This window comes from Photorhabdus sp. P32, from assembly GCF_038085095.1.
GTDB classification, from domain to species: domain Bacteria; phylum Pseudomonadota; class Gammaproteobacteria; order Enterobacterales; family Enterobacteriaceae; genus Photorhabdus; species Photorhabdus luminescens.
Window position 1 is genome coordinate 21,920 of the sequence record NZ_JAZGJN010000243.1, and the last position, 11,294, is coordinate 33,213.

Here is an 11,294-nt window from a genome sequence, read left to right on the forward strand (position 1 = left end):
CGGATTAACGACGATAATCGATAAATGGGCCATCTACGACAGAGCGTCGTTCAACCAGGCGAGGATGTACTTCAATAGTTTGCGCATCTTCACGTTTGTTGATTATTCTGTCCAGTAACATAGAAAATGCCATTTGCCCCAGTCGTTCTTTTGGCTGATGAATGGTGGTCAATGCCGGAGAGAAATAACGAGCGTTGCGTATATTGTCATAGCCGATGATAGAAATATCCTGTGGGACGCGTAATCCTAATTCATCGGCAGCACAAATAGCCCCCATAGCCATCACATCTCCGCCGCAGAAAACCGCAGTCGGACGCTGTTTTTGATTGAGGATTTGATGCATAGCTTTATAGCCCGATTCTGGCTCAAAATCCCCCTGAATAATCCACTCTTCTCTAATCGGAATGTTGGCTTCTTTTAACGCCTTCAAGAATCCTTGATGACGGCCGCCGCCGGTATTTCGTGCCAGAGGGCCGGGGATCGCGCCAATATCACGATGACCCCGCTCGATAAGATAACGACCAGCCAGATAACCGCCGTGTAATGCGTTATCAATAATCGTATCGGTGAAATCACTTCTGACTTGTCCCCAATCCATGACGACCATTGGAATATTGCGATAATCTTCCAACATCCCCAACAACTGTTCCGGGTATTCTGAACACATAATCAGCAGTCCATCTACACGTTTTTGCGCCAGCATGGCGAGATAAGCTTTCTGTTTATCAATGTTATTGTGTGAGTTACATAAAATCAGCGTATAGCCTTTGCTATAACAACTGTTTTCAACGGCCTCAATGACTTCAGCAAAATAGGGGGCTTCACTGGACGTTGCCAGTAATCCGATCGATTTTGTGTGGTTAACTTTCAGACTGCGAGCTACGGCGCTGGGTGAATAATTCAGAGCCTTAATAGCAGCCCAAACGGCAGCTTTAGTATCTTCAGCGACAAAGCGGGTTTTATTAATAACATGGGATACGGTAGTGGTTGAGACGCCAGCGTGCTTAGCCACATCTTTGATCGTTGCCATGAGGTGAAAGACTCCTGACCTTTTGGTCTAAATTTAAAACGTTTTGTTAATCGCTTGCCAGCCCTTTTACACAGGCACTGGTAATAAGTTAGCGATAAATCCTGAATTTTGTCTGATCTGGCTCAAAAGTGAAAGCAATAATCAGTGTTATAAAATGTATGGTAATCGCTATTTATGCTTTTCCTTATGTAAGGGCAATTAACCATCTCAATAGATTGGTATTTGTCGTTATAAACTTTTCATTCTGAGGAGGTTCTATGAATACCGATTTGAAGCTTGGTTTATTTACTGCTGTCAGCACGTTGGTGATGATTGCCATTTTTGCCGCTCTTTGCTTGATCTTTGCCTGATGTTTTGAACGGATTAGATGATTTAAAAATTGGACTTTACGTTAAAGGAAATTGGGCAGATAGTCTCAGTGGTTTATCTGCCCTTTGTCTTTGAGTGTTAAAACAGTTTGAGTATTAAAACAAATAGTAATGAATTAATTTGATGGTTGTTAAGCCAGATTTTCTGTAACAAATTCCCAGTTAATTAACGCCCAGAAATTTGCTAGTGGTAGTTGCTTGACGTATTCACGATAGCCGGACTGCTATCTGTTTTCCTAGCCCGCGAAGCCTAGTCCAGCACCAAAATCTTCCACCGTTGTATCGGTAAGTTTCTGGTTATCCTAACGACTTCTACGATAAATAACAGTGAGAATGATGCCATCTGCGCCGGGATAAGAAAAGATCAGGATACATCTTAGTGAGAGAAAATGGTATTCTCCGTAATATTGTGACGATGTTGGTTATCAACATAGTGTTGGTTTAAAGGAAATAAAAATGACGACTATTGAGAAAATTGAACGCCAAATTAAAGAAAACCCAATTTTATTGTATATGAAGGGTTCTCCTAAATTGCCAAATTGTGGATTTTCTGCTCAGGCTGTTCAGGCTTTGTCTGCATGTGGTGAACGTTTTGCTTACGTAGATATTTTGCAAAATCCAGATATTCGTGCAGAATTGCCAAAATATGCTAATTGGCCAACCTTTCCTCAGCTTTGGGTGGAAGGTGAGTTGATAGGTGGATGCGATATTATCATTGAAATGTATCAGCGTGGTGAGTTACAAACATTAATCAAAGAAACTGCTGATAAATATCGTTCTCAGGACGAAGACGCGACAGAGTAATTTTTTAATTACTTAACACCCTATGGATTTCAAGATGCATCGCGACGGCAAGGGAGCGCAGCCAACAAAGAGGCAACTTGAAAGATAACGGGTATAGACAGATTATTATGCTATCTCCCCATATATTGATATATGGGGGGTATTATTGCTTAAGTTTAGATTTGATTATATTAATCTAGCCGCTCAGCTATTTATCCGGCTTTTTCTTCTGCTGCCGTCGCTAATGGCCAACCACCAAGTTGTTTCCAACGGTTAACCATTTCACAGAATAATTCAGCGGTACGATCAGTATCGTATAAAGCACTGTGAGCCTGATGATTGTCGAATGGGATGCCGGCGGTGATGCAGGCTTTTGCTAAGATTGTTTGTCCTAATACCAGGCCGCCTAAAGCAGCGGTGTCAAAAGTTGCAAACGGATGAAACGGATTGCGCTTTAGTCCGGTGCGCTCTGCGGCAGCCATAACAAAGCTATGATCGAAGCTAGCATTATGAGCAACGATAATTGCCCGATTACAGTGATTATTTTTTATCCCTTTACGAACCATTTTAAAGATAGCGTGTAGAGCTGCATATTCACTCACTGCTCCACGTAGCGGATTTAATGGATCAATGCCGGTGAACGCCAGGGCTGCTGGTTCAAGATTGGCTCCTGCAAATGGCTCAATATGGAAGTGAAGCGATTCGCCAGGCGTTAGCCAACCTTCACCATCCATCTCCAGTGTAACGGCGGCAATTTCAAGTAATGCATCTGTTTTGGCATTAAAGCCGCCAGTTTCAACATCAATAACAACAGGGTAATAACCGCGAAAACGTCCGCTAAGGACGTTTGGCTCTTTTTTATCGGACATCAGATCGAGTTACCTAGGGCGTTGCTGGCATTTTTGTTTTCAATAAGTTCAATTTTGTAACCATCTGGATCTTCAACGAAAGCAATAATGGTTGTTCCGCCTTTTACAGGGCCTGCTCCACGGGTAATGTTACCTCCGGCTTTGCGAATAGATTCACAAGTGGCTGCGACATCATCAACACCTAATGCAATGTGACCAAAGGCACTTCCCATTTCGTAATGGTCAACTCCCCAATTATAGGTTAACTCGATGACTGCTCCTTCGCTTTCATCAGCATAGCCAACGAAGGCGAGTGAGTATTTATATTCGGTGTTTTCACTGGTGCGTAGCAGACGCATTCCTAACACTTCAGTGTAAAAATTAATGGAGCGTTGCAGATCGCCAACACGGATCATGGTATGGAGTAAACGCATAATTACCTCTAATTTAATGGTTTTACCGATATTTTTGTGCGATAGGTCGCACAAAAACCACTAACTATAACGTGTCTTACGGTTACAGTTCAATTTGCCCATAATTATAATTTATTCTCATCTAGGTTTATAATTAAATATAGTATGTTAATTGTATAGGAAACGGGATGTGATGGCTGAGCAACTGGAGTTTTTTGCTATTCCCAGTCCGTGTCGAGGAATTTGTCAGGCTAATGAGCGAGGTTTTTGTCTGGGGTGTTATCGCAGCCGGGAAGAAAGATTTAATTGGATGAAAATGTCTGATGGGCAAAAACGTGAAGTATTGCGACTGTGCCGGCAAAGATATTTACGTGCATTGAGAGCACAAAATCAGACAGATGAAGAACTACCTGAACAGCCATCACTATTTTAATTAGAAATTTTTGATGTTATTAGGGTTAACAATTCAATGATTTACTTATATAGGGTTATATTTTTGGCGAAGTTATAAATGTTCTACTATAATCTTGAGTATTTTGTTTGTTATTTTTTTATTTCTGACTTAACGAAAAGACTAAGGGAGCTTATTTGAATGTTTTTATAACTTTATGTTTTAAATAGAATTTTAAGCTCGATTGTGTGATAAATGTAAAATAAAAACAACATTAATGTAAAAATAGATAGCTTAGCATTTAGATGACAGCTATTCTTATAGTACTTTGAATAAAGTATTGAATGATATTTATTGGTTTCTGTCTGCTTGTATTCATAGTTCTGATAGTTTTTATGGTAAAAATATTGTATGTTAATTGTTTTGTTCTGAGTTTAAATTAAGTTTAGTTGTTCTTGGTTATAGTTACCTGAATTAGTTAGTTGCTAAGAATTTACTGTGATTATACAGAAGTTATATATACTTTTTTAAGGCTAGTTAGCCTGATTTAGAAAAATTTGGCTGTTATGTTTAGTAGGCTAGTTATTTAAGGAGGGACAATTGGAATCTACATTGGGATCAGATCTGGCACGGTTAGTTCGTATTTGGCGTGCTTTAATTGACTACCGTTTAAAGCCGTTAGAATTAACTCAGACTCATTGGGTAACGTTATACAATATTAGCCGGTTACCTCAGGAGCAATCTCAGATACAGTTGGCGAAAGCTATCGGTATTGAGCAACCATCTTTGGTCAGGACATTAGATCAACTTGAGGAAAAAAAACTTATCACCCGGCATACTTGTGCCAATGATCGTCGTGCAAAGAGAATCAAGCTAACTGAAGATTCTGCATCGGTTATTAGGGAGTTGGATGGTGTTATTGAATCTACAAGAAATGAGATTCTGGAGGGTATTTCACGCGAGGAACTTGCTTTTCTTTCCACTTTAGTACAGAAGTTAGAGCAAAATATTATCCAATTACAGAGTAGATAGTAATTACGATATCCATGAAATGCTAACCGGATGAAAGAAGACCGCGACTTACTGAAATGAAGTCACGGTTTTCTTATCTCTGTCTCCTTATTGGCGAGGTGAAACAGTAATATTATTACCTTGGCCTGCAAGTCTTACACGTTGGCCTTTGTGGAAGACAGTTTTGCCTTGTTTTTGGACAACAATGATGCTTTCACCGCTGTCACGACGAATTTCGAGTTCTACACCTTTAGTTGTGTTAAGAGCTCCCTGAACATTTTGGCCTGCGACGCCACCGGCAATCGCACCTGCGGCAGTCGCTAATGTGTTGCCGCTGCCGCCGCCAATAGTATTACCAACCAAGCCTCCTAAAACTGCGCCGCCAATTGCGCCTAATACATTTTCATCGCTACCCGCCTGAATATTGATAGGACGAACAGAAACAATGGTACCGTAAGAGACAGTCTGGACCTGCTTAGCTTGTCCAGCAGTATAGGTATCACCAGAAAGAGAATCGGTGTTGACACAACCTGATAATGAAGCGACGGCAACCGCGCTAACTAAAAAGTGCTTAAACATAATAACTCCTAATTTCGATGCCTGATTGCGGAAATCTGATAGCTTACTGAGCAATCAGGCTAACAACTGGCATTGGCAATAAGTAATAAAAAGTTTATTCAAATACAATGCCAGTACATTAGCAATCTAGTGCTAAACATATATTAAACGTCAATAGAGATTTTTAAAAGAAATAGCTATTAATGAGAAATTCAGCATTTTTTGTGAAGTTGTTTCCAAAACTCAGGTTTTATTCCTTAGTTTGTCTATTAGTCATATACAGCCAAAACCACTGCGCTTTATAGTTATTGGCGTGGTTTCTGATTTTATCAAGACAGATTTTAAGCAGGAAGGCAAATTCAATGGTTATAAAGTCAGGTCGTTATATTGGTGTAATGTCAGGTACAAGTCTGGATGGCGTTGATGTGGTGCTTGCAGCAATCAATGATAAAGTTGTGGCTCAGCAAGCCAGTTATTCGCATCCATTCCCACACGAATTAAAACAGAAAATTCTCGCAGTCTGTCAAGGGCAACAAACGACATTATCGGCAATCGGTCGGTTAGATTATGAACTTGGTTCTTTATTCGCTGAAGCGGTACAAGGCTTACTGATTAAAACCGGGTTGACCACCAGTGATATTATCGCTGTGGGATGTCATGGACAAACCGTTTGGCATGAGCCGGATAGTCACACGCCTTTCACTATGCAACTTGGCGATAATAACCGTATTGCAGCTTTAACTGGGATGACTGTGGTTGGCGATTTTCGTCGGAGGGATATGGCATATGGCGGACAGGGAGCGCCATTAGTTCCGGCTTTTCACTTCGCCGTCTTAGGTCATCCGACAGAACGTAGGATAATTCTCAATATCGGCGGTATTGCCAATATAACGACGCTATTACCGGGATCGCCGGTCAAAGGGTATGACACAGGTCCGGGCAATATGCTGATGGATAGTTGGGTATGGCGCCATCAGAAAAAACCTTATGATAAAGATGCGCAATGGGCGCGGGAAGGTACGGTTAATAACCTGTTGCTTAGACAAATGCTTTCTGATCACTACTTTTCACGACCAGCTCCTAAAAGCACAGGTCGAGAATATTTCAATATGAGTTGGTTGGAGGCGCAATTAGCTAATTTTCCTGACATATCGCCAGTCGATGTCCAGGCAACACTGGCCGAGCTGACAGCTGTGTCTGTGTCACAGCAAATCATGTTGAGTGGTGGGTGTGAACGTCTGTTGGTTTGTGGCGGCGGCGCGCGTAACCCACAGATAATGAGTCGACTTTCCGCATTATTAGCGGGGACAGAAGTTTGCCCGACAGATAAATATGGCCTAAGTGGCGATGATATGGAAGCGCTGGCATTTGCCTGGTTAGCATTCCGTACTATGTCAGGTGCGCCAGGGAATTTACCCTCTGTTACCGGTGCGAGTACTGAAACTATTTTAGGCGCGATTTATCCTGTTATTAATCAATAACAATGATAAGCTGTCTGGTATTTAGTGAGTCATAAACAGAGCTACGTTAATGTCAGAACATAATGAATTTGATGTTGCAGAATTACGCCGTGAATATATTCGCGGTGGGTTAAGACGTAAAGATTTGACTAAAGAACCTATTGAACTTTTTGAGCGTTGGCTCAAGCAGGCATGTGAAGCTAAGTTGAGTGATCCAACTGCAATGTGTATAGCAACGGTTGATGAGAATGGTCAACCATATCAACGTATTGTGTTATTGAAGCATTTTGATACAAATAGCTTGGTTTTCTATACAAATTTAGGCAGCCGGAAAGCAAAACATTTGGCGCACAATAGCAAAATCAGCCTCCATTTCCCTTGGTATCCTCTGGAAAGGCAAGTCTCTTTTCTTGGTAAAGCGGAACGTCTTTCTCCTGTTGAAGTGGTGAAATATTTCCATAGTCGTCCCAGAGATAGTCAGATTGCCGCATGGGCGTCACAACAATCTTCTCGTATTTCCGCCCGCGGCGTTTTAGAAGGGAAATTCCTTGAACTAAAACAGAAATTCCTGAATGGTGAAGTGCCTTTACCTAGCTTTTGGGGAGGATTTAAAGTGACCTTTGATTCTGTTGAATTTTGGCAAGGCGGCGCAAACCGGCTCCATGATCGGTTTATTTATCAACGGCAAGGTGATGGCTGGCATATTGACAGGCTTGCGCCATAAATCGTGGATTATCATTTTTAATACTAGCACTTATAATATCGGCGTTTTATGCTATGCCGCACTCTTTTTAAGTAGCGATTTATACAACAGACAAAATACACAAATTGATGGAGTCATTAATGTCTAGCAATAACCTGATAAAACAACTGCAAGAGCGGGGCCTCATTGCCCAGGTGACGGATGAGAATGCGTTAGCGGAGAGACTGGCGCAGGGCCCTGTCTCCCTCTATTGTGGTTTCGATCCGACCGCTGACAGCTTGCATTTGGGGCATCTGGTTCCCTTGCTGTGTTTAAAACGATTCCAGCTAGCCGGGCATAAACCTGTGGCGTTAGTTGGTGGGGCTACGGGTTTGATTGGCGATCCAAGTTTCAAAGCCGCCGAACGTAAACTGAATACTGAAGATACCGTTAAAGAGTGGGTAGAAAAAATCCGTAGACAGGTTTCACCTTTCCTCGATTTTGATTGTGGCGAAAATAGCGCTAAAACAGCCAATAATTATGATTGGTTTGGCAACATGGATGTTCTGACTTTCCTGCGTGATATCGGTAAACATTTCTCAGTTAATCAAATGATTAATAAAGAGGCGGTTAAACAGCGTTTGAACCGTGATGATGTGGGAATCTCTTTCACTGAGTTTTCTTATAACCTACTGCAATCCTATGATTTTGCTCGCCTGAATGAAGTACATGGTGTTGAGTTACAGATTGGTGGTTCTGACCAGTGGGGGAATATTACTTCTGGTATTGATCTAACTCGTCGTATCAACCAGAAACAAGTATTTGGCATGACCGTTCCATTGATCACGAAATCTGATGGCACTAAGTTTGGCAAAACGGAAGGGGGCGCTGTTTGGTTGGAGCCGAAGAAAACCAGCCCGTATAAATTCTATCAATTCTGGATTAACACTGCGGATGCCGATGTCTATCGCTTCCTGAAATTCTTTACCTTTATGAATCTTGAAGATATTGATGCTTTGGAAGAAGAAGATAAAAATAGCGGCAAAGCTCCTCGTGCTCAGTATGTGTTGGCAGAACAAGTCACCGGTATGGTGCATGGTGAAGAAGGGTTGGCAGCCGCTAAACGGATTACAGAAAGTTTATTCTCCGGGGCTGTTGCTGATTTGACCGAAGCGGATTTTGCTCAATTGGCACAGGATGGTATGCCGGTAATTGAGTTGGAAAAAGGTGCAGATTTGCAACAAGCTTTGGTTAATGCTGGGTTAGTACCTTCTCGTGGTCAGGCGCGTACAATGATCAGTTCCAACGCTGTCGCAGTTAATGGTGAAAAACAATCTGAACCTGAATATCTGTTTACTGACAGTAACCGTTTGTTTGATCGTTACACTCTGCTGCGTCGTGGTAAAAAACACGATTGTTTGATCTGCTGGAAATAACTAATATTATATATACCCTATGTATTTCAAGATGCATCGCGACGGCAAGGGAGCGAATCCTCGGGAGCATAGATAACTATGTGACCGGGTGAGCGAGTGCAGCCAACAAAGAGGCAACTTGAAAGATGACGGGTATATGATGGGGCAACGATAATGTTGCCCTTTCTCTTACTATGACTTTAATCTTATAAACAAAAGCCAGAATAAAATATAGGTCGTCATTGTGAAAAATATTCTTTCAATTCAATCCCATGTTGTTTTTGGTCACGCTGGTAACAGCGCTGCGGAATTCCCTATGCGTCGGATGGGGGTAAACGTATGGCCGTTGAATACAGTACAGTTTTCAAATCACACCCAATATGCTCAATGGAAAGGGTGTATTATGCCAGCGAACCATCTTACAGAGATCGTTCAGGGCATAGAAGAAATCGAACAGCTCAAATCTTGTGATGCGGTACTGAGTGGATATATCGGTTCAGCAGAACAGGGGAGCCATATTATCGATATAGTGAAACGGGTAAAAGCGGTGAATCCTGATGCTTGGTATTTCTGCGATCCCGTTATGAGTCACCCAGAAAAAGGTTGTATTGTGGTGCCTGGGGTGGCCGAATTTTTATGTGAAGAAGCGCTCCCTGTCAGTGATATCATTGCGCCGAATTTGCTGGAGCTTGAAACACTCAGTATGCAGAAAGTGGCTAATGTAGAACAGGCCGTTGTGGCTGCTCGAACATTATGTGAGAAAGGGCCGGAGATTGTACTGGTTAAACACCTTAGTCGTGCTGGTTATCGGGCTGATCATTTTGAAATGCTATTAGTGACTAAAGAACATAGCTGGCATGTGAGTCGGCCTTTGGTGGATTTTGGCGAACGTCAGCCGGTTGGTGTTGGTGATTTAACTAGCGGCTTGTTATTAGTTAGCCTATTAAAAGGCGAGTCTTTACAGAATGCCCTTGAGCATGTCGCAGCTGCGGTTTATGAAGTGATGGTAACAACGAAAGATATGGGCGAATACGAACTACAAATTGTAGCTGCTCAGGACAGAATGGCGGCGCCTGGTCATAAATTCTGTGCGACACCATTGGATTAAGGCATTTAACCGTTCCACTGATATTGTGTGGAACGGTTTTTTATTTTTAAATTAATCCTTCGGCTTTCAATGCATCACGAACATGTGGACGTTCTGCAATTTTCTTTTGATAAGCTTTAAGATGAACCAGATTGGATAGATCCAATTGCACTAAAGGCGCCCAGTTACTGAGCGTGAATAAATAAGCGTCAGCAACAGTAAAATGCTCCCCGGCAATGTATGGCTGTTTTGCTAATACTTCATCTATATACTTGAATCTCTTAAGTAGATTATTAATAGCAACAGGGCGATAATTTTCTGGTGTCCCTGGCATGAACAGGGGTGAAAATCCTTTATGAATTTCGCTGGAAATATGGCTAAGCCATTCAAGTTGATGATATCGCTCCATAGTTCCGGCTGGCGCAATTAATTTTTTGTCCGGTTTCTGGTCGGCAATATATTGAACAATAACAGCTCCTTCGGTGAGGATTTCATTGTTATCTAACAGAAGAGTGGGTATTTGGCCTTTTGGGTTGACTGCGAAAAAATCGTCGCCATCCTCTGTTTTTTTAGTTTTCAGATCAACTTTAATCACGCTGAAATCAAGCCCTGCTTCACGAAGTATGATATGGGGTGATAGGGAACAAGCTCCAGGTTGGTAATAAAGTTTCATGTATCGCTCCTTAAAAATTTCCGGTAATAGATATATAGGACAAAGGAACTCAGTAAGGCATTTTTCATAGCCTTGGCATATACTACCACGACATATGGAAATATGTTATAGCAAATTAATGATTGAATAGATATCAGGTGGTATGAGCATATCTTGATTAATGCTTTCTTATACCCTTGATTATATGAGCGGTTATCTGGCTTTTTCATTATTATTTTGGGGTAAATTGGGTGCATTAATATAGAAATTTAGGGGGAAGTTATGGATGAAGTGACTTATCCATAACTTCCCCGTATTTTGTGTTATATAGCATATTTCACAACTGGTTATATTATACGGAATAAATAATAGAGATTATTGATAGTTGCAAAAAATTATCTTATAGTGGTTATAAGATAATTAATTTATTATTCTTGTTAAATGATTTGTAATCATAGGAAAATAAATTGAATTTATTTGTGAAGGCACTAAAATAGACCAGGCAGTGCCTATATTTTCTTGTGAATATATGTTTTTTAGTCTCTTCATTAAAGTTTTCGACTAAGTCATTATAAAGATTATTAATTGTTTTGATT

Annotated in this window: 12 protein-coding genes; 7 read left to right on the forward strand and 5 right to left on the reverse strand. The window is 41.2% G+C overall.

What is annotated here, in order from left to right:
• Positions 1-4: 4 nt before the first annotated feature.
• Positions 5-1,030 (reverse strand): HTH-type transcriptional repressor PurR, encoded by a 1,026-nt coding sequence (gene purR, locus V2H77_RS08385; protein ID WP_049581318.1) that lies wholly within the window; start codon positions 1,028-1,030, stop codon positions 5-7.
• Positions 1,031-1,854: 824 nt separating this feature from the next.
• Here purR and V2H77_RS08390 point away from each other — a divergent pair.
• Positions 1,855-2,202 carry a Grx4 family monothiol glutaredoxin gene (locus tag V2H77_RS08390; protein ID WP_341498438.1) on the forward strand — a complete coding sequence of 116 codons (348 nt, stop codon included), beginning with the start codon at positions 1,855-1,857 and terminating at the stop codon, positions 2,200-2,202.
• A gap of 191 nt (positions 2,203-2,393) precedes the next feature.
• On the opposite strand, the gene rnt is transcribed toward V2H77_RS08390, so the two are convergent.
• On the reverse strand, positions 2,394-3,050 hold the full coding sequence (gene rnt, locus V2H77_RS08395; protein WP_265377509.1) for a ribonuclease T: 657 nt from the start codon (positions 3,048-3,050) through the stop codon (positions 2,394-2,396).
• A complete protein-coding gene (gene gloA / locus V2H77_RS08400; RefSeq protein ID WP_265514934.1) occupies positions 3,050-3,463 on the reverse strand; it encodes a lactoylglutathione lyase in 414 nt (137 codons plus the stop codon). The genes rnt and gloA overlap by 1 nt, the downstream gene beginning before the upstream one ends.
• 172 nt (positions 3,464-3,635) lie before the next feature.
• Between gloA and V2H77_RS08405 the strand changes: the two genes are divergently transcribed.
• A complete protein-coding gene (locus tag V2H77_RS08405) occupies positions 3,636-3,875 on the forward strand; it encodes a DUF1289 domain-containing protein (RefSeq protein WP_214089253.1) in 240 nt (79 codons plus the stop codon).
• 558 nt (positions 3,876-4,433) lie between these two features.
• Positions 4,434-4,865: a transcriptional regulator SlyA gene (slyA, locus tag V2H77_RS08410; protein WP_036805437.1), complete on the forward strand. Its 432-nt coding sequence runs from the start codon at positions 4,434-4,436 to the stop codon at positions 4,863-4,865.
• Between the two features lie 87 nt (positions 4,866-4,952).
• On the opposite strand, the gene V2H77_RS08415 is transcribed toward slyA, so the two are convergent.
• Entirely contained in the window at positions 4,953-5,423 is a 471-nt protein-coding gene (locus tag V2H77_RS08415) for a glycine zipper 2TM domain-containing protein (protein ID WP_088374491.1), read from the reverse strand.
• 347 nt (positions 5,424-5,770) lie between these two features.
• Between V2H77_RS08415 and anmK the strand changes: the two genes are divergently transcribed.
• From anmK to pdxY, 4 genes are all read left to right on the forward strand, one after another.
• On the forward strand, positions 5,771-6,883 hold the full coding sequence (gene anmK, locus V2H77_RS08420) for an anhydro-N-acetylmuramic acid kinase (protein WP_341498444.1): 1,113 nt from the start codon (positions 5,771-5,773) through the stop codon (positions 6,881-6,883).
• A gap of 49 nt (positions 6,884-6,932) precedes the next feature.
• Positions 6,933-7,586, forward strand: a complete 654-nt coding sequence (pdxH, locus tag V2H77_RS08425) for a pyridoxamine 5'-phosphate oxidase (RefSeq protein ID WP_341498439.1) — start codon at positions 6,933-6,935, stop codon at positions 7,584-7,586.
• 119 nt (positions 7,587-7,705) lie between these two features.
• Positions 7,706-8,980, forward strand: coding sequence for a tyrosine--tRNA ligase (tyrS, locus tag V2H77_RS08430; protein ID WP_341498440.1), 1,275 nt, complete (start codon positions 7,706-7,708; stop codon positions 8,978-8,980).
• A 223-nt stretch (positions 8,981-9,203) separates the two neighbouring features.
• Positions 9,204-10,067 carry a pyridoxal kinase PdxY gene (pdxY, locus tag V2H77_RS08435; RefSeq protein WP_341498441.1) on the forward strand — a complete coding sequence of 288 codons (864 nt, stop codon included), beginning with the start codon at positions 9,204-9,206 and terminating at the stop codon, positions 10,065-10,067.
• Positions 10,068-10,113: 46 nt separating this feature from the next.
• On the opposite strand, the gene gstA is transcribed toward pdxY, so the two are convergent.
• The gene (gene gstA / locus V2H77_RS08440; protein ID WP_341498442.1) at positions 10,114-10,719 is read right to left on the reverse strand and encodes a glutathione transferase GstA; all 606 of its coding nucleotides are present in this window, start codon (positions 10,717-10,719) and stop codon (positions 10,114-10,116) included.
• Positions 10,720-11,294 lie beyond the last annotated feature (575 nt).

Bases quoted from the DNA above. Each gene is read 5' to 3' on its own strand.
- pdxH (WP_341498439.1), top strand. From the start codon at position 6,933: ATGTCAGAACATAATGAATTTGATGTTGCAGAATTACGCCGTGAATAT.
- tyrS (WP_341498440.1), top strand. From the start codon at position 7,706: ATGTCTAGCAATAACCTGATAAAACAACTGCAAGAGCGGGGCCTCATT.
- V2H77_RS08390 (WP_341498438.1), top strand. From the start codon at position 1,855: ATGACGACTATTGAGAAAATTGAACGCCAAATTAAAGAAAACCCAATT.
- rnt (WP_265377509.1), bottom strand. From the start codon at position 3,050: ATGTCCGATAAAAAAGAGCCAAACGTCCTTAGCGGACGTTTTCGCGGT.
- gstA (WP_341498442.1), bottom strand. From the start codon at position 10,719: ATGAAACTTTATTACCAACCTGGAGCTTGTTCCCTATCACCCCATATC.
- purR (WP_049581318.1), bottom strand. From the start codon at position 1,030: ATGGCAACGATCAAAGATGTGGCTAAGCACGCTGGCGTCTCAACCACT.
- V2H77_RS08405 (WP_214089253.1), top strand. From the start codon at position 3,636: ATGGCTGAGCAACTGGAGTTTTTTGCTATTCCCAGTCCGTGTCGAGGA.
- gloA (WP_265514934.1), bottom strand. From the start codon at position 3,463: ATGCGTTTACTCCATACCATGATCCGTGTTGGCGATCTGCAACGCTCC.
- V2H77_RS08415 (WP_088374491.1), bottom strand. From the start codon at position 5,423: ATGTTTAAGCACTTTTTAGTTAGCGCGGTTGCCGTCGCTTCATTATCA.